This is a genomic window from Ruania suaedae (assembly GCF_021049265.1).
In the GTDB taxonomy this organism is placed as follows: domain Bacteria; phylum Actinomycetota; class Actinomycetes; order Actinomycetales; family Beutenbergiaceae; genus Ruania; species Ruania suaedae.
On sequence record NZ_CP088018.1, the window covers coordinates 1489905 to 1515682 of the forward strand.

Here is a 25778-nt window from a genome sequence, read left to right on the forward strand (position 1 = left end):
CGAGCGTCGGAGCTCTCGTCCGGCACAGGGGCGGGGTGGCCCGGAGCGCCGGCAGGAGGACCGCCGTCGGCGGCCACCGGTGGGCCAGGAGAGTGGTCGTCCGCCCCAGCCGGATCGCCCGCAGGATCCTCCTCTCGAGGAGTCGATCACGCCCGATCTGCTGGACCGTGCTGCTCGTTCCCGCCTGCGCACCCTGTCCAAGGACAACGCGGACCGCGTGGCCCGCCACTTGGTGACCGCTGGCCTTCTCCTGGACAGCGAGCCGGAACAGGCCTATCTGCATGCCCACGCGGCGCTGCGGCGCGCCGGTCGTGTCGACGTGGTGCGTGAGGCCGTCGCGCTGGCGGCGTACGCGACGGGACGTTATGCGGAGGCGCTGCGCGAGGTGCGCACGGTGCGACGGCTCAGTGGTGTCGATGCGATGCGTGCGATCGAGGCGGACTGCGAACGGGGTCTGGGCCGGCCCGAGCGCGCCCTGGCGGTGGCCGCGACCCCGGCGGACCCTGCCATGAGCGCCGAGGACAGCATCGAGATCGCCATCGTGGCCAGCGGCGCGCGGCTGGACCTGGAACAGCCGGAGGCGGCGCTGCTGTTGCTGGAGGAGCCACATGTGGCCGGAGCCGCGGGAGAGCAGGCTCTGCGAGTCGCCGAGGCGCGCGTGGCGGTGCTGCGGGCCCTGGGGCGTCAGGCGGAGGCGGACGAGCTCGAGGCGACGCTGCCGCCGCCGGCGGTCGAGGACGAGGGCGAGGGCGTCGACTTCGGTGAGGTCGAGCTGAGCAATGCGGAATGGGACGCGTTGACGCGCGCGGACGAGGGTGGGCGCTCGTGAACGTGACACTGCTCGGATGTGAGCGTCCCCTGCAGGAGGAGTACGACGTCGCGCTGCTCGACCTCGACGGTGTGGTCTATCGCGGCGCGCACGGTGTCGAGCACGCGCCCGAGGCCATCGCTGCTGCCCGCGCCGCCGGCATGCGCTCGATGTTCGTGACCAACAACGCGGCGCGTTCGCCGCAGACGGTGGCCCGCCACCTGACCGATCTCTCGGTCCCGACCGGGCCCGAAGAGGTCACGACGGCGGCCCAGGCCGCCGCAGCACTGGTCGCCGGTGAGGCCGACGAGAGTACCCGGGTGCTGGCCATCGGTGGCGACGGCTTGCGCGAGGCGTTGCTCGAGCAGGGCCTGACGGTCGTGGACAGTGCGGCGGACGCACCGACGGTGGTGGTGCAGGGCTTCGCTCCCTCGTTGGGATGGGCCGACCTGGCCGAGGCGGTCTATGCGATCACGGCAGGTGCGAGCCATATCGCCTCGAATATCGACGCGACGCTACCCACCGAGCGCGGGATGGCCCCGGGGAACGGGTCCCTCGTCGCGGCCGTGGTGCATGCCACCGGCGTGCAGCCGCGGTCCACGGGCAAGCCGCAACCGGAGATCTTTCAGCAGGCCGCGTCCCGCGCCGGTGGCCGCCACCCGCTCGTCGTCGGGGATCGGCTCAACACCGACCTGGCGGGGGCACGTGCGGCCGGTTTTGCCGGCCTGCACGTGCTGACGGGCGTGGACGGGATCGGTGAGGTGCTGTGCGCCTCCCCGGGGGAGCGACCCAGCTACCTCGCTGCGGACCTGCGCGGTTTGGCGCATGCGCACCCCCAGCCCCAGCGGCAGGGCGAGGCGTGGGTGTGTGGTGAGGCCCGCGCCGTCGTGCGTTCGCGTGAACTGACCCTGGAGCGCGCCGGCGGCGCGGTGGCCTTCGGCGCTCAGCCGGTGACCCTCGACGAGTTCCGGGCGGCAGCAGCGGCGGCCTGGGACGCGAGTGACGCGGCCGGGGTGGCGACGATCCTCACCGACGTGCCCGACGTCGTGCTCGCCGCCGACTGACGCGGCGCCGGGTAGCGTGGACCGTGAAGGGAGCTGCCGTGAGGACCACTGATGACGCCGAGGACGACCTGCAGGCCGCCCTCGCCGCGGCTGAGCGCCTGGGCGAGGAAGCCTTGCCCGTGCACGTCGAGGCCTTCGAGCGCGTCCACACCGTGCTGCAGGACCGCCTCGCGCGAGCAGACGGCTGATGGCTCGTCGTGCCCGTCTCGACGCCGAGCTCGTCCGTCGCGGACTGGCCCGGTCGCGCCAGCACGCTGCGGAGCTGATCGCGGACGGCCGGGTGCTGCTGGACGGGACCCGGGCCGGCAAGCCCGCGACCCAGCTCGATCCCGCGCGAGCGGTCCGGGTGCTGGACGCCGTCGGTGGTGAGCCCGAGTACGCTTCGCGTGGTGGCCACAAGCTCTCGGGCGCACTGGACGCCCTGGGTGAGCGGGGTCCACGGGTGGATGGCCGGCGGGCCCTCGATGCCGGTGCATCGACCGGCGGTTTCACCGATGTGCTGCTGCGCCGCGGCGCCCGGTCGGTCGTCGCAGTCGACGTGGGCTACGGCCAGCTGGTGTGGTCGCTGCGCACCGACGAGCGCGTCACCGTCATGGACCGCACGAACGTCCGCTCGCTGCGTCTGCAGGACGTGGGGGAGCCCGTCGACCTGGTCGTCGGAGACCTGTCCTTCATCTCGCTCACCCTGGTCCTGCCCGCGCTGACCGGACTCACCTCGCCCGGTGGGGACCTGCTGCTCATGGTCAAACCTCAGTTCGAGGTGGGCAGGGAACGGCTGGGGGCCGGGGGAGTGGTCCGTGACCCCGCGTTGCACGCCGATGCCGTGCGCACCGTCGTCGTGGCAGCGGCCGACCTCGGATGGGGCCTTCGCTCCGCCGTCGCGAGCCCGCTACCGGGCCCGAGCGGGAACGTGGAGTACTTCGTGCACCTTCGCGCAGGCGCCGGCGCCGAGGAGGAAGCACAGATCGCCCAGGCGATCGCCAGGGGACCCGCCGGACCAGGTGTGATCGCAGGAGGCGACCGATGAGCCGTCACGTGCTCGTACTGACCCACCCCACCAGGCCGGCTGCCCGCCGCTCCGCGGAGCAGGTGGCCGCCGAGCTGCGCCGGCACGGGCTCACGCCCGTCACCGAGGACGAGATCGCCGGCATCGAGCTCGAGCTCGCGATCGTGCTGGGCGGTGACGGGACGATCCTGCGTGCCGCCGAGCTCATGCGCGGCAGGGAGGCCCCGCTCGTCGGCGTCAACCTCGGCCACGTGGGCTTCCTCGCGGAGTCGGAGGTGGACCGCATCTCGCATGTCGTCTCCCGTGCCGCCGCCCGCGAGTACTCGGTGGAGGAGCGGATCACGCTCGACGTCACCGTGACCCGGCCCGGCGCGCCGCCGGTGCACAGCTGGGCCATCAACGATGTCAGCGTCGAGAAGGCCGAGCGCGAACGTATGGTCGAGGTCGCCATCGGGATCGACGACCGAGGGTTGTCGACCTTCGGGTGCGACGGTGTCGTGATGTCGACGCCCACGGGATCGACCGCCTATGCGTTCTCCGCCGGCGGACCGGTGGTCTGGCCCGACGTCGAGGCGATGCTCCTGGTCCCGATCAGCGCGCACACGCTCTTCGCCCGCCCGCTGGTGGTGGGGCCGAACTCGCGCATGAGCGTGGAGATCCTCAGCCGTAGCTATACCTCCGCGGTGGTCTGGTGTGACGGCCGGCGCCGGATCGACGCGCCGCCGGGCGCCCGTATCGACGTGGTGCGAGGCCAGGAGCGGGTCCGGCTGGCCCGGTTCAACCTCGCACCGTTCACCGATCGGCTCGTCGGCAAGTTCAACCTGCCGGTGGCGGGCTGGAGAGGAGAGCACGAGAACCCGTGATCGAAGAGATCCAGATCCACGACCTCGGAGTCATCGAGTCGGCGAGTGTCGAGTTCGACCCCGGTCTGACGGTGATCACCGGCGAGACCGGCGCCGGGAAGACGATGGTCCTGACCGGGCTCGGCCTGCTGCTCGGCGGCAAGGCGGACCTGAGCGCCGTGCGCCCCGGCGCGCAGACCGCCGTCGTGGAGGGCCGGCTGGTGCCCCCCTCGGGGCACCGCTGCCTCGAGGTGGCGCTCGAGGCCGGCGCGTTGCTCGACGAGGGCGCCTTGCTCGTGGCACGGACCGTCTCCTCGTCCCGCTCTCGCGCGCACGTCGGTGGACGCTCCGTTCCGCAGGGGCTGCTGGCGGAGATCGGCGCGGACCTGGTGACCGTGCACGGTCAGAGTGAACAACTGCGGCTGCGGTCGGCCACCCATCAGCGGCAGGCGCTGGACTCCTTCGCCGGTGCGGCGCACCTGGACCTGTTGGCGAGATACACCGACGTGCACAGCCGGCGCCGCTTGGCCGCCGGGGCGCTGGCCCGCTGGGACGAGGACACCCAGGAGCGCGAGGCCGAGCTGGTACGTCTGCAACGCGCGCTGGAGCGCATCGACGCCGTGGAACCCCAGCCCGGCGAGGACGAGGAGCTGCGCGCGGAGGCCGAACGGCTGGGCAACGTGGAGGACCTGCGCAGTGCGGCCGAGGGCGCCCACCTCGCGATCGCCGGTGCTGACGAGCCCGACGGGCCTGCCGGCGCCGCGGTGCTGTTGGATCAGGCGCTGCGATCGCTGGCTGCTGCGGCCGACTACGACGCGACCCTGCGCGAGTGGAGCCAACGCCTGCAGTCCGTCTCCTACCAGCTCACCGACACCCTCACCGAGATCGGCAGCTATGTCACCGCGCTCGAGGCGGACCCGGAGCGGCTCGACCACCTGCACCGGCGGCGTGCCGAGCTCACCGACCTCGCCCGCACGCTCACCGATGGCGGCACCCTCACCGATCTGCTCGCCTTCGCCGACGAGGCCCGCGAGCGGGTGAGCACCCTGACGGCGCCCGGTGCGGGGCGCGAGGCCCTGGCGGCCGAGCTGGACCGGCTCACCGCCGCGGAGCTGCAGGAGGCTGCTGCCCTCACCGCGGGCCGGCAGGAGGCCGCCGAGGCGATGGCAGCCGCGGTCGACACCGAGCTCGCCGGGCTGGCGATGCCAGGCGCCCGGGTCACCGTGCGGCTGACCCCGCGCGAGGAGCCCGGACCGTGGGGTTGCGAGGACGTCGAGTTCCTGCTGGCCGCCCACCCGGGCGCCCCGCCACGCCCTCTCGGCAAGGGCGCCTCCGGCGGCGAGCTCTCGCGCGTCATGCTCGCGCTCGAGGTCGCGATGGCGCGCGCCCAGGTCGACGACGGTGACGGCACGCTGCCCACCTTCGTCTTCGACGAGGTGGACGCCGGTGTCGGGGGACAGGCGGCCGTCGAGGTCGGGCGCCGACTCGCCGAGCTCGCCCGGCACACCCAGGTGATCGTCGTCACCCACCTGGCCCAGGTCGCTGCCTTCGCCGACCGTCACCTCGTGGTCATGAAGACCGCCGGCGCCGGCGCCGATGCGGTCACCAACAGCGACATCCGGGTGGTCGAGGGGGAGGACCGCGAGGCCGAACTCGCGCGTATGCTCTCCGGTGACGCCGGCTCTGTCACCGCGCTACGGCATGCCGCGGAACTCCTCGAGCGCCCCGTCGTGGGATCATAGCGGCGATGATCTCCCTGATGCGACGCCGTGCCAGGGACGAGGATGCTGCTGATGACGCCCTCGTCCCGGTCCGGGTCGACCCCCGGACGAAGTCGCTGACCAAGCGCCTACGAGCCGACGAGATCGCCGTCATCGACCACCTCGACCTCGACCGCGTCTCCGCCGAGGCGCTGGTCGCCTGCCGGCCGGCCGCCGTGCTCAACGCCGCCCCCTCGATCTCCGGCCGGTATCCCAACCTGGGACCGCAGATCGTGCTGGAGGCCGGCATCCCGCTGATCGACGATCTCGGGCCGGACGTGATGGCGCTTCGCGAGGGGGCCCGCGTCCGGGTGGAGGACGGGACGGTCTTCGACGCCGCCGGGACCGTGGTGGCCGAAGGCACGGTGCAGACCGACGCCTCGGTCGATGCCGCCATGGACGAGGCCAAGGCGGGGCTCTCGGTCCAGCTCGAGGCGTTCGCGGCCAACACCATGGACTACATGCGCCGTGAGCGCGAACTCCTGCTCGACGGCGTGGGCGTGCCCACGGTGCGCACCTCCTTCGAGGGGCGCCACGTCCTGATCGTGGTGCGGGGCTACACCTACCGCGAGGACCTGGCGATGCTGCGCTCCTACGTGCGCGAGTACCGTCCGCTGCTCGTGGGGGTCGACGGCGGCGCGGACGCCATCCTGGAAGAAGGCCTACGGCCCGACATGATCGTGGGCGACATGGACTCCGTCTCGGACAAGGCGCTGCGCAGCGGGGCCGAGATCGTCGTGCACGCCTATCGCGACGGGCGCGCCCCGGGGCTGGAACGGGTCAAGGAGCTGGGCGTGCAGCACGTCACCTTCCCTGCCACCGGGACCAGTGAGGATGTCGCCATGCTGCTGGCGGACGAAAAGGGCGCCTCGCTGATCGTCGCCGTCGGTACCCACGAGACCCTCGTGGAGTTCCTCGACAAGGGCCGGGCCGGTATGGCCAGCACCTTCCTCACCCGCCTGCGGGTGGGCGGCAAGCTCATCGACGCCAAGGGCGTCTCGCGGCTGTACCGGCACCGCATCTCCAACTGGCAGGTCACGGCGCTGATCCTGGCCGGGCTCGCGGCCCTGATCGCCGCTGCCGCAGCGACGCCGGCGGGTCAGGCCTTCTTCGGGCTCGTCCTCGCCCGCTTCGACGACTTCTGGTCCTGGCTGCAGGACCTGTTCACCGGGCTCTTCTAGAGCCCGCGACAAGAAAGACGACGCAGTGATCGATTTCCGCTACCACATCGTGTCCCTCATCTCGGTGTTCCTCGCGCTGGCCGTGGGCATCGTGCTCGGCGCCGGACCGCTGCGCGACTACATCGCCGACGAGCTCTCCGGGCAGGTGGAGCAGCTGCGCGCGGAGAAGGACGCGCTCCGCCAGGATCTCGATATCGCGGAGTCGGCCCTGCAGGCCCGCAGCGTCTTCCTCACCGAGGCGGCCCCGCAGCTCTACGACGACGTCCTGCAGGAGCGCTCGGTGGCCATGGTGACGCTTCCCGAGACCGATCCGGATGTGGCCGCCGCGGTGGAGGCCCGCCTCGTGCAGGCCGGGGCGAGCATCGCTGCCCGCGTCGAGGTGACGCCCGGGTGGACCGACCCCACCGAGGCCGCCTTCCGGGCCGGTATCGCGGAGAACCTGGTCTCCGAGCTCAGCCCGGCCCCCGAGGCGTCGGTACCGGCCGACCGGATCCTCGCGCAGGCGCTCGGGCAGGCCCTGACCCTGCGCGACCCGCTCGATCCGCAGCAACGCTCCGGCGAGGCGCAGAACATCGTGGAGATCCTGCGCACCTCGGAGCTGCTCACCGAGTCCAGCACGATCGAGGAGCCGGCGTACGCGACCGTGGTGGTGGGACCGAACGACCACACGGACGAGCCCCTCACCGACGAGGAGGCAGCCGAGCGTGACGCACTGAACGAGGACTACCTCACGCTCGCCGAGGGGCTGGCGGAGACCGGCGAGGGCTCGGTGCTCGCCGGCGTCGACGTCGGGCAGGGGTCGCTGCTGGACGTGCTGCGCGGGCAGGACGTTCCCGTCACCAGCGTGGACTCCGTCGGCAGCATCACCGGTCAGGTGACCGTCCCGCTCGCGCTCGCCGCCGACCTCGCCGGCGAGGGTGCTCAGTTCGGCCTCGCCGAGTCCGCCGAGCTGGTGCTGCCCGCCCCCCTGACACTGCCCGCACCGGACCCGACGGCGTTCGCACCCGGGTCGGCGGACGCAGCGAGCGAGGGCGACGACGGTGACGAGGACGGGACCGGCGGATGAGTCCGTCGGGGCGCCTCGCGGCGGCTGCGGCCGGCGCGGCGGGCACCACTGCCGCGTCCGTGCTCCTGCGACGCAGCGGCGTACTGGGCGAGCGGTGGGAGCGGACGAACTATCGCGACCGCCGCGTCAGCCTGCGGGGTGGGACCGCGGCCGCGGCCGGGTGCGTGCTCGCTGCTGCCGCCGCCCCCAGCGGCACGCTGCCCAGGCTCGGCGCCGTGCTGGCGACCGCTGCCGGCGGCGGCTTCGGTGCGCTCGACGACCTGGACCCCCAGCCGGGCGCGGCGCGCGGCCTGCGCGGGCACCTGCGGGCGCTGGCCCACGGGCGCCTCACCACGGGAGCACTGAAACTGCTCGGGATCTCGGGCTGCGCCGTCGTCTCGGCCGCGCTGCTCACCGGCGGCGGACGGCGGGGAGCCGCGCACAGGCCCTCGCCACTCGCCCGTGTACTCGACGTGGTCTCCTCCGGAGCGCTCATCGCCGGGACAGCCAACCTGATCAACCTCTTCGACCTGCGCCCCGGCCGCGGGGTGAAGGTCGTCACGCTGGCCTCGGCTCCGCTTCTCGGCCGACCCGACACCGGCGGAGCACTCGCGGCAGCGGCGGCCGCCGTGGCGGCAGCCTCCGCCCCCGGCGATCTGCGTGAGCGCACCATGCTCGGCGACACCGGCGCCAACGCCCTCGGTGCGCTGCTGGGTTCGGCGCTCGCCACCCATCCCCGCGCTGCGGTGCGCACCGGCGCGCTGGCCGTCGTCGTCGGCCTCATCCTCGCGAGCGAGCGCGTGAGCTTCTCGGCCGTCATCGCCGGGTCCCCGGCGCTGCGCGCGGTGGACGACTGGGGCCGTCTGCGGTGAAGGTCAGCCGCCTGCTCGGGCCGGTAGCAGGAGCGGCGACCATGATCGCCGCACTGACCATCGTCTCGCGGCTGCTCGGCTTCGGCCGGTGGCTGGTGCAGGCGGAGACGGTTCGCTCGGGCGCCGTCGGGGATGCCTACGCCTCCGCGAACATGGTGCCGAACGTCCTCTACGAGGTGGTGGCCGGCGGCGCACTCGCCGGCGCGGTCATCCCGCTGCTGGCGGGCCCGATCGCGCGGGCCGTCCGCTCCGACGTCGACCGCATCTCCTCCGCGCTGCTTACCTGGGCGATCGCCGCACTGCTTCCCGTCGCGCTCGTCCTCACCGTGCTGGCCCGCCCCATCGCCGGTCTGCTGCCGGAGGTGGCCGGTGCCGACCCTGCGGTCCAGCTGGAGGTGACCACCCGGTTCCTGCAGATCTTCGCCCCGCAGGTGGTGCTCTACGGCGTCGGGGTGGTCCTGACCGGCGTGCTGCAGGCGCACCGGCGTTTCCTCGCGCCGGTGCTGGCCCCGATCGCCTCCACCGGCGTGGTGATCGTCAGCTACCTGGTGTTCGCATCCCTCGCGGAGGGTCTGCAGGACTCGCCGGCCGCGCTGCCCGATGCGGCCTTCGCCTGGCTGGCGTGGGGGACCACGGCGGGAGTGGCTGCGCTGGCGCTGCCGCTGCTGATCCCGGTGCGCCGCTGCGGTGTCAGGCTGCGCCCGACGTTCCGTTTCCCCCCGGGCGTGGCCAGGCGAGCCCGGTCGCTGGCACTGGCCGGGCTCGGTTCGCTGCTCGCCCAGCAGCTGTCCGTGCTCGCCGTGCTGTGGGCTTCACGCACGGGCGGTGACGCGGGCACCATCCTCATCTTCCAATGGACACAGGCCGTCTATCTCCTGCCCTACGCGGTGCTCGCCGTGCCGCTGGCCACGGCCGTCTTCCCCCGGGTCGCCGAGCTGGCGGCGGTCGAGCACCGCGGACTGAACCGCACGGTCTGGACGGCGGTCCGCGGGGTGCTGGCCGCCGCCGTGCTCGGGGCAGGTGTCCTCGCTGCGGTCGCTCCCGCGGTGGAGCAGGTATTCGCCGGCTGTGACGGTGCCGGGGTGTGCGCTAACGACACGGCCGGGATGGATCGAGCGCTGTCGGTCATGGCCCCGGGTGTCATCGGCCTGTCGGTGATCTTCCTGGTCTCCCGGGTGCTCTACACGATGGACCGCAACCGGGCGGCGGTGTCCGCCACGGCGCTCGGCTGGCTGGTGGTGGCGCTCGCTGCTGTGCTCGGGGTGGCCCGCTTCGCTCCGGCGGGCGCGCAGGCACCGACCACGCTGCTGGTGCTGGCCGCTGCCCACACCGCCGGGATGGCGATCGCGGGTCTGGTGCTGCTGGCACTGCTCGCGCGCGCCCTGCACCAGCGCCCACCCGGACCGGTGGTCCGCACCGTCTCGGTGGCCGCAGCCGGCGCGCTGCTCGGCGCCCTCCTCGGGCGGCAGGTCGGGCTCGCACTGCTCACCACACTCGGACCCGGCCCGGCCGATGCCGCGCTGGCCGGCGCAGCCGGTGCGCTCGTCGCTGTCCTGGTGGCAGGGGCGGTGGTGCTCGTCGCGGATCGTGGGATCCTTGACCTCGTGAGGAGACACCGTGCCTGACCTCAGGATCGTCCAGCTGACCGGTTCCACCGACGGGGGGATCGGTCGTCACGTGCGCGAGATGGCCACCGAGCTCTCGAACCGACACCGGGTGATCCTGGCCGGGCCACGGGAGGCGCTCGCTGACGCCGCGCCGGACCTGCGTACCAGCGTGATCGACGTCAGTGACCGCCCGCGGGTCTCCGACGCGGCCGCCGTCTCCCGGATCCGCCGGATCGCCCGGGGGGCCGACGTGCTGCACGCGCACGGCCTGCGTGCCGGCGCGCTCGCGGCCCTTGCGCTGAGCGCACCGACGCCCGAACGGACGGCCTTGGTGGTGACCCTGCACAACGCCGCCGTCGGAGGGTTCGGCGTGCGCTCGGTCGGCGCAGGGCTCCTGCGTGTGATCACCGCCCGTGCCGACGTCGTCCTGGGTGTCAGCGGTGACCTCGTCGACGACGCCCGGGCGCACGGGGCGCGGCGCAGCGAACGGGCGCTGATCCCCGCGCCCGCGCACGGCCCGCAGGCGCCCGCCTGGAGCGAGACCTCCCGCCGGGCGGCCGGCGTGGGCCCGGGCCAGCAGATCGTGCTCACCCTCGCCCGGCTGGCGCCGCAGAAGGGCCTCGGCCTGCTCGCGGACTCGGCGGCCCTGCTCGCCGACCGTGTCCCGGCGGCACGCTGGCTGGTCGCCGGGAGCGGACCGCTGATGGACGAGCTCGCCGACCAGATCCTGGGCGAGGCGCTTCCGGTCACCCTGCTCGGCAGACGCCCGGACGTGCCGACCATGCTCGCGTCCGCCGATGTCGTGGTGAGCACGAGCGCCTGGGAGGGGCAACCGCTCAACCTGCAGGAGGCACTCGCCGCGGGCGCACCGATCGTCGCCACCGACGTCGGTGGCACGCGGGAGGTCACGGGCCAGGCCGCGCTGCTGGTGCCCTACGGCGACCCGGACGCCCTGGTCTCGGCCCTCACCCGGGTGCTCACCGACGACGGCCTGCGCGCCGAGCTAGGCCACCGGTCGCTGGCCCGGGCAGCCGAGCTGCCGCGCACGGCCGACGCATGCGCCCAGCTCGAGCGCATCTACGCCGAGGCGGCCCAAGCAGTGATAGCGTAGAAGCCCGTGGTGATCACTTCGAACTCCGGTCAGGCTGGCGGCGTCCCGCGGCACATCTTCGTCACCGGGGGCGTGGCGTCCTCGCTCGGGAAAGGCCTGACGGCCTCCAGTCTGGGGCACCTCCTGCGCGGTCGAGGCCTGCGTGTGACGATGCAGAAGCTCGACCCGTATCTCAATGTCGATCCCGGCACGATGAACCCGTTCCAGCACGGTGAGGTGTTCGTCACCGAGGACGGCGCGGAGACGGACCTGGACATCGGGCACTACGAGCGGTTCCTGGACGTCAACCTGGACGCCGGGGCGAACGTGACCACCGGCGTCGTCTACTCGAACGTGATCGCGAAGGAGCGGCGCGGCGAGTACCTGGGCGACACCGTGCAGGTCATCCCGCACATCACCGACGAGATCAAGCGCCGGATGCGGGCGCAGGCTCACCCGGCCACCGGGGAGGCGCCGGATGTCATCATCACCGAGATCGGCGGCACGGTCGGTGACATCGAGTCCCAGCCCTTCCTCGAGGCGGCCCGCCAGGTCCGCCAGGACATCGGCCGCGACAACGTCTTCTTCGTCCACGTCTCCCTGGTGCCCTATCTCGGGCCCAGCGGCGAGCTGAAGACCAAGCCGACCCAGCACTCGGTCGCCGCCCTGCGCAGCATCGGGATCCAGCCCGACGCGATCGTGTGCCGCTCCGACCGCGACATCCCGGAGTCGGTGAAGTCGAAGATCGCCTCGATGTGCGATGTCGATCGCGAGGCGGTCATCACCTGCGTGGACGCCCCGAGCATCTACGACATCCCCAAGGTCATCCACTCCGAGGGCCTCGACGCCTACGTCATCCGCCGGCTGAACATCCCGTTCCGGGACGTCGACTGGGACATGTGGAACGTCCTGCTCCAGCGCGTCCACCATCCCGCGGACGAGGTGGAGATCGCCCTCGTCGGCAAGTACGTCGACCTGCCCGACGCCTACCTCTCGGTGACCGAGGCGCTGCGTGCCGGCGGCTTCCACACCAACACCCGCGTGCGGCTGCGATGGGTCCCCTCGGACGAGTGCCGGACCGAGGAGGGCGCACAGAAGGCGCTCAGCGGTGTCGACGGGGTCCTGGTACCCGGTGGCTTCGGGGTGCGCGGGATCGAGGGCAAGCTCGGCGCCCTGCGATGGGCGCGCGAGCACCAGGTCCCGACCCTGGGGATCTGCCTCGGCCTGCAGTGCATGGTCATCGAGTACGCCCGCACCGTGCTGGGCCTGGAGAACGCCTCCTCCACGGAGTTCGACCCGGGCACCCCCGATCCGGTGGTGGCCACCATGGCCGAGCAGCTCGCGATCGTCGACGGCGAGGGCGACCTCGGCGGCACGATGCGCCTGGGCGCCTACGACGCCGTGCTGACGCCGGGCTCGGTGATCGCCGAGACCTACGGCAGCGAGCGCGTCAGCGAGCGTCACCGGCACCGCTACGAGGTGAACAACACCTACCGCGACGCACTCGCCGAGGCAGGGCTGCAGATCAGCGGCCGGTCGCCGGACTCCTCGCTGGTGGAGTTCGTCGAGCTGGACCGTGACAAGCATCCCTACTACGTCGCCACGCAGGCCCACCCGGAGTTCAAGTCGCGGCCCACCCGGGCGCACCCGCTGTTCATCGGCCTCGTCTCGGCCGCGCTGGAGCGCCAGCGGGAGACCCGGCTGCTCGGATGAGCGAGCCGCTGCATGACGAGCGGACGGACCTGCCGATCTCCGATCGGCGGGAGCTGCACTCCGGATACGTGATGGATCTGGTCTCCGAGGCGGTCGACCTGGGGATCGCCGGTGAGGTGCGGCGTGAGTTCGTCCGCCACCCCGGCGCCGTGGCCGTCGTGGCGCTCGACGACGAGGACCGGGTCGCGCTCGTGCGGCAGTACCGCCACCCGGTGCGCGCGCACCTGTGGGAGGTGCCGGCGGGCCTGCTCGACGTGCCCGGCGAGCCGCTGCAGGCCGCGGCGGCGCGGGAGCTGGCGGAGGAGGCCGACCTGCGCGCGACCACGTGGCACACGCTCGTCGACTTCTTCACCTCACCGGGCGGCAGCGACGAGCGGATCCGAATCTTCCTCGCCCGGGGCCTGACCGGTGTGCCCGAGAGCCACCGTCACCAGCGGGAGGCCGAAGAGCTGGACATGGACCTGGCCTGGGTACCGCTGCAGGACGTGGTGGCCGCCGCCCTGACGGGGCGGGTCCACAACCCCAGCACCGTCACGGGCGTCCTCGCCGCGCATGCGGCTCGCGGGCAGGGATGGTCCCCGCTGCGACCGGCCGACGCGCCGTGGCAGCCGGCCTGGCACCGCGACTGAGCGCCGGAGTCAGGAGCGCACGCTGCGCTCGTGCATCGCCGCCAGGGTGAACGCCGTGGTCGCCACCAGCAGCGCCGCCCCGATCATGTGCATACCCACGAGGAGCTCGGGCAGGCCGGTGAAGTACTGCACGTAGCCGATCGCGCCCTGCGCGAGCGTCACCGCGATGAGGAGCCAGACCCGCCGTCGCAGCGTGCCGACGCGCCTGACCGCCCCCTTGCCGGCGCGCACGACGTTGACGGCGAACGCCAGCAGCAGACCGGTGAAGACCCACACCGACCCCGCGTGCAACCGGGCGACCAACACCGGGTCCACCTCGAACCGGTAGCCCATCTCCGCGTCGCCCGAGTGCGGGCCCGCACCGGTGACGATCATGCCCAGCACGACCACGACGGCGGCCACGCCTGCCAGTGACCAGCCCAGCCCCCGGGCGGGCCGGCCCAGCACCGGGGCCATCCGGCGTGGGCGGAACCACCCCACCACCAACCAGGCGGAGATCCACACCAGCACCGCCGAGATGAGGAAGTGCGAGCCGACCAGCGCCGGGTGCAGCTCGAAGCGCACCGTCATCCCGCCGAGCACCGCCTGCAGCACCGACAGGGCGAGGGGTAGCGCGACCAGCCGCCGGTAGGCCGCCGTCGGCGCGGGCTGGACGCCCGAGGCCCGTACCGCCTGGACCAGCACCACCAGCAGCAGCGCCACCAGGACCACCACGGCACCGAGCACCCGGTTGCCGAACTCCACGTACGGGTGGATGGAGGTCGCGTCATGGAAGGTGGGGGAGAACTGGCCGGGCTCGCAGTTCGGCCACGAGGAGCAGCCCAGTCCCGAGCCGGTCAGGCGCACTGCGCCTCCGGTGCCGATGATGACGATCTGCGCGACGAGATTGCTCACCACGGCGATCGTGGTCAGCCGGGCGATGGTCTGGGGCCTCACGTGACTACGGTAATCCGCGCCGGAGCCCTCACGGCGCCGTCGGCGTGGTGCCGGACGTGGGACGGCACACAGTCATTGCCAGCGGAACCAGCGCGCCGTCGCCGCGGTGAGCACGAGGGTCCACCCGGCCAGCACCGCCAGTGCCAGGACGGTCGGGGCCAGCGGCCCTCCGGTGAGCGAGGAGCGCAGGGCCTCGCCGAGAGCTCCGGAGGGAAGGAAGCGGGTGACCGCATTGGCGGGCAGGAGCACGCCGCCGCCGACCACGAGCAGCAGCCACAGCAGATTCGCGCCGGCCAGCACCGCCTCGGCCCGCAACGTCCCGGCGATCAGCAGCGCGAGCGCGGTGAAGGCCGAGGTGCCGAGCAACACGGCCGCCAGCGCCAGCCCGAGACCGGACGGGTCCGGCCGCCACCCCAGCGCCAGCGCGAGCGAGCCGAGCAGCACCACCTGCAGCACCTCGGTGGCCAGGACCCCGAGCACCTTGCCACCGAGCAGCCCGGTGCGACCCAACGGGGTGGTGGCGAGCAGACGCAGGGCTCCCGCGCGGCGGTCGAACCCGGTAGCGATGGCCTGGGAGGTGAAGGCGGTCGACATCACCGCCAGTGCGAGCACGCCGGGGGTGGCCACATCGACGGCTGCCTGCCCGTCGGTGTCCAGGCGCACCAGGTCCGTCCGCGCGAGCACCACGAGCACCAGCGCGGGCAGGACCAGCGTCAGCAGCAGCTGTTCGCCGTTGCGCAGCAGGTTGCGCACCTCGAACCCGGCGTGGGAGACGACCCGTGCGGCCCACGGGCTCGCGCCGGCGTGCCCGGTCATCGCAGGCTCCGTCCGGTCAGGTCGAGGAAGACGTCCTCGAGGGTGCGTTCACCGCTCGCCTCCGGTCCGCCACGTACCTGGAGGCCGTGGCGCAGGGCCACCTCCTCGACGGCGTTCCTCGCCTCGGCCGTGATCGTGCCGGTGAGGTGCAGGCTCTGGGCGGGGGCGCCGTCGTGGGGGAGGCCGGTCAGCTCGGTCACCGTGCCCTCCGCGATGACCGACCCGTGGTCGATGATCACGACACGATCGGCGAGCTGGGCGGCCTCGTCCATCAGATGGGTGCTGAGCACCACGCTCACGCCGTCCGAGCGCAGGGAGCGCACGAGGTCCCAGACCGCCAGGCGCGACTGCGGGTCCAGCCCGGCGCTGGGCTCGTCCAGGAACACCAGCTCCGGCCGTCCCACGAGGGCGATCGCGAGGGCCAGGCGTTGTCGCTGACCACCGGAGAGGCGCCGCACCGAGGTCCGGGCGAAGGGAGCCAGCCCCAGCTCGCGCACCAGCGCGTCGACATCGCGCGGCTGCGCATACAGCCGGGCGACGTGCCGCAACAGCTCCTCGGCGCGGGCCATCACCGGCAGGCCGCCGTCCTGCACCATCACGCCCACGCGGGGGCGGAGCGTCGCGGGCGCGGCGTGCGGATCGCAGCCCAGTACCCGCACCGAACCGGAGTCCGGGCGTTGCAGACCCTCGCAGATCTCCATCGCGGTGGTCTTCCCGGCGCCGTTCGGGCCCAGGACGGCGGTGATCTCCCCGGCGCGAGCCTGCATCGACAGCCCGGCGAGGGCGCGGGTGGCGCCGAACGAACGATGGACGTCGGTCAGCTCGACGGGGCAGGTCACGGCGTCCAAGCGTACGCGCTGCCTCACCGGCCCCCGACGCCGGCGGCCAGTAAGGATCGCCTTGCTTGCGTAGACCCATTTGAGAAACGAGAATGTTCACTAATTGGTTGCCACAGCCTGAGGAGGTGAGCGCGTGAGTGTCGAGCACTTGGACGAGACCGAGTCCACCACACGTGAACGCGTGCGTGACCTCATCATCGAACTCGGCCCGATCACCGCGGCCGACATGGCCGAGCGACTGGACCTGACCTCCGCGGCCATCCGTCGCCACCTCGGTGCGCTGGAGAAGGTCGGCCAGGTCACGGTGCGCGAGGACACCTCCGCCGCCCCCCGGGGCCGAGGCCGTCCCGCGAAGCGGTACATCGCCACCCCCGCCGCGCACAAGCCCGCCGGTGAGGCCTACGCCCGGCTCGCCGTGCAGGCGCTGCAGCAACTCGGCGACGAGGTCGGGCCCGCGGCGGTGGAGGAGTTCGCACGGCACCGCTCGGCCGAGCTCACGACGCGCTATCGCGCGGCCGTCGAGGCGGCGGGTGAGGACGTCGATGCTCGCGCGGCCGCGCTCGCCCAGGCCCTGAGCCATGACGGCTACGCCGCCACCTCCCGGCCGGTCGGCGTGAGCGACACCGTGGCCGTGCAGTTGTGCCAGGGCCACTGCCCGGTCCAGCAGATCGCGGCTCAGTTCCCGCAGCTGTGCGAGGCCGAGACACAGGCTTTCGCGGACCTGCTCGGCGTGCACGTGCAACGCCTCGCCACGCTCGCCGGTGGCGAGCATGTCTGTACCACCCACATACCCGTGTCCATCCCCACCCGCGCGAAGGAATGAGAGCGCCTGAGATGACCACCGAGACCACACCGGTTCAGCCCCCCGAGACGGGCCAGCTGACGCAGGAAGAGGCCATCGCCTCGATCGGCACCTACAACTACGGCTGGCACGACACCGATGACGCCGGTGCCAACGCCCAGCGCGGGCTCTCCGAGGCGGTGGTGCGCAACATCTCCGACATGAAGGACGAGTCGGAGTGGATGCGCAAGAACCGCCTCAAGGGATTGCGCCTGTTCGACAAGAAGCCGATGCCGAACTGGGGCGCCGACCTCACCGGGATCGACTTCGACAACATCAAGTACTTCGTGCGCTCCACCGAGAAGCAGGCCCAGTCCTGGGATGATCTGCCGGAGGAGATCAAGGAGACCTACGACAGGCTCGGTATCCCCGAGGCGGAGAAGCAGCGCCTCGTCGCCGGCGTCGCCGCCCAGTACGAGTCCGAGGTGGTCTACCACCAGATCAACGAGGAGCTCGAGCGTCAGGGTGTGCAGTTCCTGGACACCGACACCGCGCTGCGCGAGCACCCGGAGATCTTCGAGGAGTACTTCGGCACGGTCATCCCGGCCGGCGACAACAAGTTCGCCGCGCTGAACACCGCCGTGTGGTCGGGTGGGTCGTTCGTGTACGTGCCGCCCGGTGTGCACGTGGAGATCCCGCTGCAGGCGTACTTCCGGATCAACACCGAGAACATGGGCCAGTTCGAGCGGACGCTGATCATCGCCGACGAGGGCTCCTACGTGCACTACGTCGAGGGCTGCACCGCCCCGATCTACACCTCGGACTCGCTGCACTCGGCGGTCGTGGAGATCGTGGTGAAGAAGGACGCCCGCGTGCGCTACACGACGATCCAGAACTGGTCGAACAACGTGTACAACCTGGTGACCAAGCGCGCCACGGTCGAGGCCGGCGGCACCATGGAGTGGATCGACGGCAACATCGGTTCCAAGGTCACCATGAAGTACCCGGCCGTCTACCTCATGGGCGAGCACGCCCGTGGTGAGACCCTCTCCATCGCGTTCGCAGGCGAGGGCCAGCACCAGGACACCGGCTCCAAGATGGTGCACATGGCCCCGCACACCTCCTCCTCGATCGTCTCCAAGTCGGTCGCACGCGGTGGTGGCCGGGCCTCCTACCGCGGCCTGGTGCAGGTCATGGACGGCGCCGCCGCCTCGAAGTCGAACGTGCTCTGCGACGCGCTGCTCGTGGACACGATCTCGCGCTCGGACACCTATCCCTACGTCGACGTCCGTGAGGACGACGTGGAGATGGGGCACGAGGCGACGGTCTCCAAGGTGAGCGAGGACCAGCTCTTCTACCTCATGTCCCGCGGGATGGAGGAGACCGAGGCGATGGCGATGATCGTGCGTGGCTTCGTCGAGCCGATCGCCCGCGAGCTGCCCATGGAGTACGCCCTCGAGCTCAACCGGCTCATCGAACTGCAGATGGAAGGGGCCGTCGGCTGATGTCGACCACCACTGAAGAGATCGGTCGTTCGACCGACCACACCCGGGCCACGGCGGATGACGCGCACAGCCACGGCTTGGCGCCGGAGGGCTCGCGGGCTGACCGGGCGACCTCCTTCGCCCTGGCCGACTTCGACGTGCCGAACGGGCGCGAGGAGGAGTGGCGCTTCTCGCCCATGAACCGGCTGCAGGGCCTGACCGCAGGACTGCTCACCGGTGCCGCCCCGCAGGTGGAGGTCTCTGCTGACGAGGGCGTGCGGGTCGAGCACGTGACGCGTACGGATGACCGGCTCGGGAAGGCGGGAGCCCCGGGAGACCGGATCTCCGCCGCCGCGTGGGAGTCCTTCGACCAGGGTCTGCTGGTGATTGTTCCTGCTGAGCACGTCGCCGGTCGTGAGACCACCGTGACGGTGCGCGGTGCGGGTCAGGACCCGGCCGCCCAGCACATCACCATCATGGCCGAGCACCACAGCGAGGCGGTGGTCGTGCTCGACCACCGCGGCAGCGCCCAGCTCGCCCAGACCGTGGAGATCCACGTCGCCGACGGCGCCTCGCTGCGCGTGGTCTCCGTGCAGGACTGGGACTCCGGGGCCGTGCACGCCGCCTCCCACCGTGCGGTCATCGGCCGCGATGCCACGCTCAAGCACGTCGTGGTCACCCTCGGTGGGGATGTCGTCCGGCTGACGCCGGAGTCGGCATTCGCCGCGACCGGGGGATCGGTCGAGATGAACGGTCTCTACTTCGCCGACGCCGGTCAGCACCAGGAGCACCGTCTCTTCGTCGATCACGCCGTGCCGAACTGCACCTCGCGGGTCACCTACAAGGGTGCCCTGCAGGGGGACGACGCCCGCAGCGTCTGGGTGGGCGACGTGCTCATCCGCAAGGCGGCCGAGGGCACCGACACCTACGAGCTGAACCGGAACCTGGTCCTCACCGACGGCGCTCGCGCCGACTCGGTGCCGAACCTGGAGATCGAGACCGGGGAGATCGAGGGAGCGGGCCACGCCTCGGCGACCGGCCGCTTCGACGACGACCAGCTGTTCTACCTGCGCTCGCGCGGCATCCCCGAGGCGGCCGCCCGCCGGCTCGTGGTGCGCGGCTTCTTCGCCGAGATGATCACCAAGATCGGTGTGCCCGCCGTCGAGGAGCGGCTGCTGGCCGCGATCGACGCCGAGCTGGACGCTGTGCTCGGTGACCTGGCGGGCACCGAGGACGTCTCGCAGGAGCGTCGGGTGATCGAGGCCATCGAGTCCAGCGAGACGCAGGCATGACCGCGCAGGTCGTCGCCTCGAGGGACGACCTGGAGCCCGGGGAGGCGATGCGGCTCGAGCTGGACGGGCCGGACGGTTCCCTGGTCGAGGTCGCGCTCGCCCGTGCCGAGGACGGCGAGTACTACGCCTTGTCCGACATCTGCTCCCACGGTCAGGTCTCCCTCTCCGAGGGAGAGGTCGAGGGCGCCACGATCGAGTGCTGGTTGCACGGGTCGAGCTTCGACCTGCGCACCGGCCGCCCGCTCGCACTGCCGGCCACGCGGCCGGTGGCCACCTACCCGGTGAGCTACGACGGCGACCGCGTGCTCGTCGATATCGACGTCGCCGCCACCACCGAACCCACCACCTGAGACACAGACGAGAGAAGAAGACGAATGTCGACCCTTGAGATCCGTGACCTGCACGTCGACGTCGAGACCGCCGACGGCCCGAAGAAGATCCTGCGAGGGGTTGATCTGACCGTCAAGAGCGGTGAGACCCACGCGATCATGGGCCCGAACGGCTCCGGCAAGTCCACCTTGGCGTACTCGATCGCCGGGCACCCGAAGTACGCGGTGACCAGCGGTGAGGTGCTGCTCGACGGTGAGAACGTGCTCGAGATGAGCGTGGACGAGCGTGCCCGCGCCGGGATGTTCCTCGCGATGCAGTACCCGGTCGAGGTGCCCGGCGTGACTGTCTCGAACTTCCTGCGGACCGCCAAGACCGCCATCGACGGGAAGGCCCCGGCGCTGCGCCAGTGGGTCTCCGACGTGCGCGGCACCATGGAGAACCTGCGGATGGACCCCACGTTCGCCGAGCGCAACGTCAACGAGGGATTCTCCGGTGGTGAGAAGAAGCGCCACGAGATCCTGCAGATGGAGCTGCTGCAGCCCAAGTTCGCGGTGCTGGACGAGACCGACTCCGGACTCGATGTGGACGCGCTGCGCGTGGTCTCCGAGGGCGTGAACCGCGTCAAGGGCAACACCGACGTGGGCGTCCTCCTGATCACCCACTACACCCGCATCCTGCGCTACATCACGCCCGACTACGTGCACGTGTTCGTCAACGGGCAGGTCGCCGAGGAAGGCGGGCCCGAGCTCGCCGAGCGGCTCGAGGCCGAGGGCTACGACCGCTTCCTCAGCCCGGCCTGAGACCGATGAGTGCGGAGCAGCGGGAGGTGCGTGCCCGGCTGACGGCGACCGAGCTGGCCGCCGTCCGGGCCGACTTCCCGCTGCTCGCCCGCACGGTGCGTGGCGGTCGGCCGCTGGTCTATCTGGACACCGCGGCGACCAGCCAGAAGCCCGAGTGCGTCATCGACGCCGAGCAGGATTTCTACCTGCAGCGCAACGCCGGCGTGCACCGGGGCGCGCATGCTCTGGCCGAGGAGGCTACGGAGGCGTACGAGCAGGCGCGGGCCGCGGTCGCCCGCCTGGTGGGCGCCGGTACCGACGAGATTGTCTGGACCAAGAACGCCACCGAGGGGATCAACCTGCTCGCGTACGCGTTCTCCAACGCCTCCCTGGGGCGTGGGGGAGCGCCTGCGCAGCGGTTCCGGCTCGGCCCGGGCGACGAGATCGTGGTCACCGAGGCGGAGCATCACGCGAACCTGGTGCCCTGGCAGGAGTTGTGCGCGCGGACCGGCGCCACGTTGCGCTGGCTGGGCGTCACCGACTCCGGGCGGATCGATCTGGAGACCCTCGACGTCATCACCGAGCGGACGCGGGTGGTGGCCTTCACGCACGTCTCGAATGTGACCGGCGCGATCAGCCCGGTCAAGGAGATCGTCGCGGCGGCCCGCAGCCATGGTGCACTGGTGGTCCTGGATGCGTGCCAGAGCGTGCCGCACCTGCCGGTAGACCTGCATGCGCTGGACGTCGACTTCGCCGTCTTCTCCGGGCACAAGATGCTCGGGCCCACCGGAATCGGTGCGCTCTACGGTCGGCGTGAGTTGCTCGCGGCGCTGCCGCCGTTCGGGACCGGTGGATCGATGGTGGAGGTGGTCAGCATGAGCGAGACCACCTTCGCGGCGCCGCCGCAGCGCTTCGAGGCCGGGACCCAGATGGTGGCGCAGACGGTTGGTCTCCATGCGGCGGCCGACTACCTGGCCGAGCTGGGGATGGACGCCCTGGCCGCGCACGAGGAGGAGCTCACCGCCCATCTGCTCGCCGGCATCTCTCGCATCGAGGGCGTCCGGGTGCTCGGCCCGACCGAGCCGGAGAACCGGATCGGCGTGGTGGCCTTCACCGTCGACGGTGTGCATCCGCACGACGTGGGCCAGCTCCTCGACGATGCCGGTGTGGCCGTGCGGGTGGGGCACCACTGTGCCCAGCCGCTGCACCGCCGACTGGGGGTGCCGTCCTCCGCGCGTGTCTCGGTCGGCGTGCACACCACGACGGCCGAGCTCGACACATTCTGCGACGCCCTCTCTCGGGTGCGAGACTTCTTCCTAGGGAGGTGAGGTCGATGACCTCGATGGAGCAGCTCTACCAGCAGGTCATCCTGGACCACTCCCGGGAGCGCCACGGCGCCGGATCGGCGCCGGGCGCAGCCGCCGAGTCGTTCCAGGTGAATCCGATGTGCGGGGACGAGGTACGTCTGCGCGTGCATCTCGCGCCGGGCACTCCGGCACCGGTGGTCGAACGCGTGACCTGGGACGGGACCGGCTGCTCGATCTCCCAGGCCTCGGTCTCGGTGCTGACCGACCTCGTGGCCGGCGCGGACGTGGCGACCGTGGATCGGTTGACCGAGACGTTCCGGGCACTGATGTCGAACCGAGGTCAGCCGCTCGAGGAGGACCGAGAGGAAATACTCGGCGACGCCGCGGCGTTCGTCGGAGTAGCGCGCTATCCGGCGCGGATCAAGTGCGCGCTGCTGGGCTGGATGGCCCTGCGGGACGCACTCGCCCAGGCTGTGACCGCCCCGCCGCAGGCGGGCCGACGCGAGGAAGAACGATGACAGAGACCCAGGCGAACCCGCCCACAGAGACCACCGAGACCGAGAACACCGGCGCGGAGAGCACCGCCGGCGCGACCGCAGCAGCCCCCGCCCCGGGAGCACCGACGGCCGCGGACGTGGAGGAGGCCCTGCGCGACGTGATCGACCCCGAGCTGGGGATCAACGTCGTCGACCTCGGCCTCATCTACGGCGTGACCGTGGACCAGAATAATCACGCGGTGATCGACATGACGCTCACCTCGGCCGCGTGCCCGCTGACGGACGTGATCGAGGACCAGGCTGCTCAGTCGCTCGAAGGGATCGTCGCCGGGCAGCGCATCAACTGGGTGTGGATGCCGCCGTGGGGCCCCGAGAAGATCACCGACGACGGTCGTGAGCAGCTCCGGGCGCTCGGCTTCAACGTCTGACCCCACCCACGCGCGTGATCCCACCCACGCACGTGACCCCACGCATGTGACCGGACGGCCATCGTCCGGGCGTGCCGGTGTCCCCGTCGGCGGTGGTGGTCGGCGGGGTCCGGGGCGGGGTGGTCAGAAGGGTGGCGGGTCGGTTCTACCGGTCTTGCGTGCTGCTGGTGGCTGCCCGCGGGGAGGACGGGACGGCATTGTCTTGGCAGCGGTGCGCATGGAGTCCAGGGCTCGTTGGCGCACCCGTGCGGTCGAGGTCGCTGTGGTCCCCGGTGTGCTGGGTAGGTCGAAGGTGCCGGCGGGGGTGACCAGATAGGCGCCGCCGTCGGGACTGGCCCAGTGGTAGGTGCCGGGGGTGATCAGCTCATAGGTCCAGCCCGCATGCGTCCTGGCGCGGTGGTGGCGCCGGCACAGGGCGGCGAGGTTGGTCGAGGTGGTGGGTCCGTCGTCCTCGTACCGTTCGATGTGGTCCAGGTCGGCTGATCGGGCGCTGCGGTGGCAGTAGGGGAACCGGCACGTCCCGTCGCGCAGGATGACCTGCTCACGCAGCCTGGGGCTGGCTTCATAGGTGGTGGCCGCGTACTCGGCGTTGAGGTCGACCACAGGCCGCACCAGCACCCGCCCGGCGGTGGCGCACCAGGTGCGGACCTGTTCGGGGGTGATCGGGGAGCGGGTGTTCTCACACCGCCCCACACCAGAAGACTGCTCATCGAGGTCGGCGGCGGACAGGTGCAAATACAGCAACACCGTCCGCCCCGTCGCTTCGTTGGGATCGCCGGAGTCACTGGCACTGTCATCCTCGCCGGTGGCCCGGACCATGGTCTGGCCGCGGGCGAGGTCGCCCAACGCGATGGACCTGCGTACGTCCTCGCTGGCACCGGGCATGAGGGCCGTCAACGCGGCCGCGCGGGCGGAGATGGCTGCTTCCAAGTCCAGAGCATCGGCCACGTCGAGGCCGCCGTCGATGCCGATCACGCTCATCGACCCCGGGTCCTGACCGTCACCGGCGCGGCCGAGGTGGATGTTCACCCGCCGCCCCTCCAACGCCGCCTCGCGGTCCCGCTCGGCCTGGTCGGGGTCGAAGGTGGCCACCGCCGCAGCCACGGTGCGTTCGATCTGAGCCATCGAGCAGGTCCCGATCGTCCAGGCGACCTGGGCATCGACCCAGGCGGCACCAGCGGCGGGGAGCTTCTTGCTCAACCGCGCCACCGTTCTCGCCCGGTGAATGCTCACCTGCCCGGCCCTGACCCGGGACCACAGCACCGGCAACCGGTAGGCGAGCTCGACCACCGCCCCCACATAGTTCATGGCGGCCTCGTTGGACTGTCCCAGCGCTGCGGCCAGGCGGGTGAAACCGAGATCGGCCACCCACGGGGCACCCTCCCCAGCCAGGCGCATCGGCTGCTCGGTCCCCGGCACCCCGACATGAACATCCGGGTCGAACACCGCAGTCCCGGTCATCTCCTCCGGGTCGATCGCCGCCTCGCGCACCCACGCCAGCACCAGCTCCGCCCGCTCGACCTCCACCGCCCGAGCCGCCACCCCGTTGGCCCGCACCGCAGCCAACAGTTCCTTCTCGGCCGGAGCCGAGAACGAGGAAACAGTGGCTGTCGATGTCATGAAAGAACCCTCCCACCGACCACCGACATCGCCCTGTCTGCCCAGGTCAGGGCAGCTCGGATCAGGTCAGAGGGTAGAGACACCGCGACGATCGACGCTCAGTCCGAGGCCACGAACCGGGTCTCCGTGACGACCTCGGCCGAACCGAGCACGAGCAGGTCGTCGACCACACCGGCGAGCGGGGTCATCGCGTCGTCGACCTCCACCTGAACCGGATACCGGGCCGCGAGCATCGCCAGCAGTTGGCGGACCGCCGCACGCGCGCGATCGTCCGTCAGCGTCGGGTCGTATCCCAGCAGCACCTGGGTCGGGGCATCGTCGGCCACCGGGACACTGTCCGGATCGTCGGGGTCCAGGCCCGGTGGATCGTAGGAGACCGCGAAGGCCAGGATGACTCCGCCGCTCGCCTTGGGGCGATCGCGCAGCACGATCGCGCCGCGGGCACCCGTGGCCGGGGCGAGTAGCAGATCCTGCGCCCGGCCGAGCGTCATCTCGGAAGGGTCCCAGGAGGCATGCGTGGCGTCGTAGAAGACCACCACCAGCTTGGTCAGTTCGACCGACCCCGTCGCCAGATCCTCCAGGGCCGGCCCGGTGGCCTCGAGCGCGGGCAGGTCCAGCGCACCCGGGCGCACCAGCACCTGACGCGAGCGGTGGATGGGCTCGAGACCGAGCGCTGCCGCGAACCCTTCGGCGGCGCTGCTCCCGGAGGCGAACCGCGCCCGCACCGCGCGCACTCCCGACGGCGCCGGTACCTCCCGAATCCGCTCCACCAGTTCCGTGCCGACCCCGCGGCGGCGATGGTCGGGCGAGACCTCCACGTACAGCCACAGCCGCCCGGGGTGGAGCACACCCTCGAGCACCACGGCCGCGCCGAGGAATGCGCCGTTCTCCTCGGCGACGAGGGTGTGGCGCCACGCCTCGGCGCTCGGTAGCCCGAAGGAGGGCCGGTCCAGGGCGATGCGAGCGGACTCCGGTTCCCCGAGCGCGGCCCCCGCCGCCACTTCGTCGCCCTCGGCCCAGGGCCGGTAGGTGATGCTCATGCTCGCCTCCTC

Annotated in this window: 26 protein-coding genes; 21 read left to right on the forward strand and 5 right to left on the reverse strand. The window is 71.7% G+C overall.

Translation table 11 applies throughout. The annotated features are described in order from the left end of the window. The first annotated feature begins 79 nt into the window (after positions 1-79). Genes LQF12_RS06855 through LQF12_RS06915 form a run of 13 tightly spaced genes read left to right on the forward strand, consistent with a single transcriptional unit; the run spans position 80 to position 13617 of the window. Positions 80-829 (forward strand): hypothetical protein, encoded by a 750-nt coding sequence (locus LQF12_RS06855; protein WP_231055219.1) that lies wholly within the window; start codon positions 80-82, stop codon positions 827-829. Next, positions 826-1872 (forward strand): HAD-IIA family hydrolase, encoded by a 1047-nt coding sequence (locus tag LQF12_RS06860; protein WP_231055220.1) that lies wholly within the window; start codon positions 826-828, stop codon positions 1870-1872. The genes LQF12_RS06855 and LQF12_RS06860 overlap by 4 nt, the downstream gene beginning before the upstream one ends. 38 nt (positions 1873-1910) lie before the next feature. Further along, positions 1911-2060: a hypothetical protein gene (locus tag LQF12_RS06865; protein WP_231055221.1), complete on the forward strand. Its 150-nt coding sequence runs from the start codon at positions 1911-1913 to the stop codon at positions 2058-2060. Further along, positions 2060-2899, forward strand: coding sequence for a TlyA family RNA methyltransferase (locus LQF12_RS06870; protein WP_231055222.1), 840 nt, complete (start codon positions 2060-2062; stop codon positions 2897-2899). Before LQF12_RS06865 ends, LQF12_RS06870 begins: the two co-directional genes overlap by 1 nt. Then, the gene (locus tag LQF12_RS06875; RefSeq protein WP_231055223.1) at positions 2896-3741 is read left to right on the forward strand and encodes an NAD kinase; all 846 of its coding nucleotides are present in this window, start codon (positions 2896-2898) and stop codon (positions 3739-3741) included. The genes LQF12_RS06870 and LQF12_RS06875 overlap by 4 nt, the downstream gene beginning before the upstream one ends. Further along, positions 3738-5462: a DNA repair protein RecN gene (gene recN / locus LQF12_RS06880; RefSeq protein ID WP_231055224.1), complete on the forward strand. Its 1725-nt coding sequence runs from the start codon at positions 3738-3740 to the stop codon at positions 5460-5462. The genes LQF12_RS06875 and recN overlap by 4 nt, the downstream gene beginning before the upstream one ends. Positions 5463-5467: 5 nt before the next feature. Next, the gene (gene steA, locus LQF12_RS06885; protein WP_231055225.1) at positions 5468-6661 is read left to right on the forward strand and encodes a putative cytokinetic ring protein SteA; all 1194 of its coding nucleotides are present in this window, start codon (positions 5468-5470) and stop codon (positions 6659-6661) included. Between the two features lie 25 nt (positions 6662-6686). Next, positions 6687-7727 (forward strand): copper transporter, encoded by a 1041-nt coding sequence (locus LQF12_RS06890; protein ID WP_231055226.1) that lies wholly within the window; start codon positions 6687-6689, stop codon positions 7725-7727. Next, positions 7724-8578: a hypothetical protein gene (locus LQF12_RS06895; protein WP_231055227.1), complete on the forward strand. Its 855-nt coding sequence runs from the start codon at positions 7724-7726 to the stop codon at positions 8576-8578. The genes LQF12_RS06890 and LQF12_RS06895 overlap by 4 nt, the downstream gene beginning before the upstream one ends. Positions 8579-8619: 41 nt before the next feature. Continuing rightward, on the forward strand, positions 8620-10203 hold the full coding sequence (gene murJ, locus LQF12_RS06900) for a murein biosynthesis integral membrane protein MurJ (RefSeq protein ID WP_231055228.1): 1584 nt from the start codon (positions 8620-8622) through the stop codon (positions 10201-10203). Continuing rightward, positions 10196-11296: a glycosyltransferase family 4 protein gene (locus tag LQF12_RS06905; RefSeq protein ID WP_231055229.1), complete on the forward strand. Its 1101-nt coding sequence runs from the start codon at positions 10196-10198 to the stop codon at positions 11294-11296. The genes murJ and LQF12_RS06905 overlap by 8 nt, the downstream gene beginning before the upstream one ends. A gap of 6 nt (positions 11297-11302) precedes the next feature. Continuing rightward, positions 11303-12988, forward strand: coding sequence for a CTP synthase (pyrG, locus tag LQF12_RS06910; RefSeq protein ID WP_231055230.1), 1686 nt, complete (start codon positions 11303-11305; stop codon positions 12986-12988). Further along, positions 12985-13617 carry an NUDIX domain-containing protein gene (locus LQF12_RS06915; RefSeq protein WP_231055231.1) on the forward strand — a complete coding sequence of 211 codons (633 nt, stop codon included), beginning with the start codon at positions 12985-12987 and terminating at the stop codon, positions 13615-13617. The genes pyrG and LQF12_RS06915 overlap by 4 nt, the downstream gene beginning before the upstream one ends. Before the next feature lie 9 nt (positions 13618-13626). Here LQF12_RS06915 and LQF12_RS06920 read toward each other — a convergent pair whose 3' ends face one another. From LQF12_RS06920 to LQF12_RS06930, 3 genes are all read right to left on the reverse strand, one after another. Beyond that, complete coding sequence (locus tag LQF12_RS06920; protein WP_231055232.1) at positions 13627-14553, reverse strand: COX15/CtaA family protein; 927 nt, start codon at positions 14551-14553, stop codon at positions 13627-13629. 72 nt (positions 14554-14625) lie between these two features. Beyond that, positions 14626-15369, reverse strand: coding sequence for an ABC transporter permease (locus LQF12_RS06925; RefSeq protein ID WP_231055233.1), 744 nt, complete (start codon positions 15367-15369; stop codon positions 14626-14628). Further along, positions 15366-16136 (reverse strand): ABC transporter ATP-binding protein, encoded by a 771-nt coding sequence (locus tag LQF12_RS06930; RefSeq protein WP_231055547.1) that lies wholly within the window; start codon positions 16134-16136, stop codon positions 15366-15368. The genes LQF12_RS06925 and LQF12_RS06930 overlap by 4 nt, the downstream gene beginning before the upstream one ends. A 205-nt stretch (positions 16137-16341) precedes the next feature. Here LQF12_RS06930 and LQF12_RS06935 point away from each other — a divergent pair, with 205 nt between their 5' ends. The 8 genes from LQF12_RS06935 to LQF12_RS06970 are packed head-to-tail and all read left to right on the forward strand — an operon-like array spanning position 16342 to position 23106. After that, complete coding sequence (locus tag LQF12_RS06935; RefSeq protein ID WP_231055234.1) at positions 16342-17031, forward strand: helix-turn-helix transcriptional regulator; 690 nt, start codon at positions 16342-16344, stop codon at positions 17029-17031. A gap of 11 nt (positions 17032-17042) precedes the next feature. Continuing rightward, the gene (gene sufB, locus LQF12_RS06940) at positions 17043-18494 is read left to right on the forward strand and encodes a Fe-S cluster assembly protein SufB (protein WP_231055235.1); all 1452 of its coding nucleotides are present in this window, start codon (positions 17043-17045) and stop codon (positions 18492-18494) included. Beyond that, the gene (gene sufD / locus LQF12_RS06945) at positions 18494-19765 is read left to right on the forward strand and encodes a Fe-S cluster assembly protein SufD (RefSeq protein WP_231055236.1); all 1272 of its coding nucleotides are present in this window, start codon (positions 18494-18496) and stop codon (positions 19763-19765) included. Before sufB ends, sufD begins: the two co-directional genes overlap by 1 nt. Continuing rightward, complete coding sequence (locus tag LQF12_RS06950; protein ID WP_231055237.1) at positions 19762-20115, forward strand: non-heme iron oxygenase ferredoxin subunit; 354 nt, start codon at positions 19762-19764, stop codon at positions 20113-20115. The genes sufD and LQF12_RS06950 overlap by 4 nt, the downstream gene beginning before the upstream one ends. 24 nt (positions 20116-20139) lie before the next feature. Further along, the gene (gene sufC / locus LQF12_RS06955) at positions 20140-20895 is read left to right on the forward strand and encodes a Fe-S cluster assembly ATPase SufC (protein WP_231055238.1); all 756 of its coding nucleotides are present in this window, start codon (positions 20140-20142) and stop codon (positions 20893-20895) included. Positions 20896-20900: 5 nt separating this feature from the next. Next, positions 20901-22202 carry a cysteine desulfurase gene (locus tag LQF12_RS06960; RefSeq protein WP_231055239.1) on the forward strand — a complete coding sequence of 434 codons (1302 nt, stop codon included), beginning with the start codon at positions 20901-20903 and terminating at the stop codon, positions 22200-22202. 5 nt (positions 22203-22207) lie between these two features. Continuing rightward, the gene (sufU, locus tag LQF12_RS06965; RefSeq protein WP_231055240.1) at positions 22208-22699 is read left to right on the forward strand and encodes a Fe-S cluster assembly sulfur transfer protein SufU; all 492 of its coding nucleotides are present in this window, start codon (positions 22208-22210) and stop codon (positions 22697-22699) included. Next, positions 22696-23106, forward strand: a complete 411-nt coding sequence (locus tag LQF12_RS06970) for a metal-sulfur cluster assembly factor (RefSeq protein WP_231055241.1) — start codon at positions 22696-22698, stop codon at positions 23104-23106. The genes sufU and LQF12_RS06970 overlap by 4 nt, the downstream gene beginning before the upstream one ends. 123 nt (positions 23107-23229) lie before the next feature. On the opposite strand, the gene LQF12_RS06975 is transcribed toward LQF12_RS06970, so the two are convergent. Further along, positions 23230-24726, reverse strand: a complete 1497-nt coding sequence (locus tag LQF12_RS06975; RefSeq protein ID WP_231055242.1) for an HNH endonuclease — start codon at positions 24724-24726, stop codon at positions 23230-23232. Positions 24727-24824: 98 nt separating this feature from the next. Next, on the reverse strand, positions 24825-25766 hold the full coding sequence (locus LQF12_RS06980) for a GNAT family N-acetyltransferase (RefSeq protein WP_231055243.1): 942 nt from the start codon (positions 25764-25766) through the stop codon (positions 24825-24827). Between the last annotated feature and the right edge of the window lie 12 nt (positions 25767-25778).

Coding starts and splice junctions, on each gene's coding strand:
- steA (WP_231055225.1), top strand. CDS start 5,468: ATGATCTCCCTGATGCGACGCCGTGCCAGGGACGAGGATGCTGCTGAT.
- sufD (WP_231055236.1), top strand. CDS start 18,494: ATGTCGACCACCACTGAAGAGATCGGTCGTTCGACCGACCACACCCGG.
- LQF12_RS06975 (WP_231055242.1), bottom strand. CDS start 24,726: ATGACATCGACAGCCACTGTTTCCTCGTTCTCGGCTCCGGCCGAGAAG.
- murJ (WP_231055228.1), top strand. CDS start 8,620: ATGATCGCCGCACTGACCATCGTCTCGCGGCTGCTCGGCTTCGGCCGG.
- LQF12_RS06925 (WP_231055233.1), bottom strand. CDS start 15,369: ATGACCGGGCACGCCGGCGCGAGCCCGTGGGCCGCACGGGTCGTCTCC.
- LQF12_RS06960 (WP_231055239.1), top strand. CDS start 20,901: ATGAGTGCGGAGCAGCGGGAGGTGCGTGCCCGGCTGACGGCGACCGAG.
- LQF12_RS06875 (WP_231055223.1), top strand. CDS start 2,896: ATGAGCCGTCACGTGCTCGTACTGACCCACCCCACCAGGCCGGCTGCC.
- LQF12_RS06980 (WP_231055243.1), bottom strand. CDS start 25,766: ATGAGCATCACCTACCGGCCCTGGGCCGAGGGCGACGAAGTGGCGGCG.
- LQF12_RS06930 (WP_231055547.1), bottom strand. CDS start 16,136: ATGCAGGCTCGCGCCGGGGAGATCACCGCCGTCCTGGGCCCGAACGGC.
- LQF12_RS06895 (WP_231055227.1), top strand. CDS start 7,724: ATGAGTCCGTCGGGGCGCCTCGCGGCGGCTGCGGCCGGCGCGGCGGGC.
- sufB (WP_231055235.1), top strand. CDS start 17,043: ATGACCACCGAGACCACACCGGTTCAGCCCCCCGAGACGGGCCAGCTG.
- LQF12_RS06870 (WP_231055222.1), top strand. CDS start 2,060: ATGGCTCGTCGTGCCCGTCTCGACGCCGAGCTCGTCCGTCGCGGACTG.
- LQF12_RS06915 (WP_231055231.1), top strand. CDS start 12,985: ATGAGCGAGCCGCTGCATGACGAGCGGACGGACCTGCCGATCTCCGAT.
- LQF12_RS06950 (WP_231055237.1), top strand. CDS start 19,762: ATGACCGCGCAGGTCGTCGCCTCGAGGGACGACCTGGAGCCCGGGGAG.
- LQF12_RS06970 (WP_231055241.1), top strand. CDS start 22,696: ATGACAGAGACCCAGGCGAACCCGCCCACAGAGACCACCGAGACCGAG.
- sufC (WP_231055238.1), top strand. CDS start 20,140: ATGTCGACCCTTGAGATCCGTGACCTGCACGTCGACGTCGAGACCGCC.
- sufU (WP_231055240.1), top strand. CDS start 22,208: ATGACCTCGATGGAGCAGCTCTACCAGCAGGTCATCCTGGACCACTCC.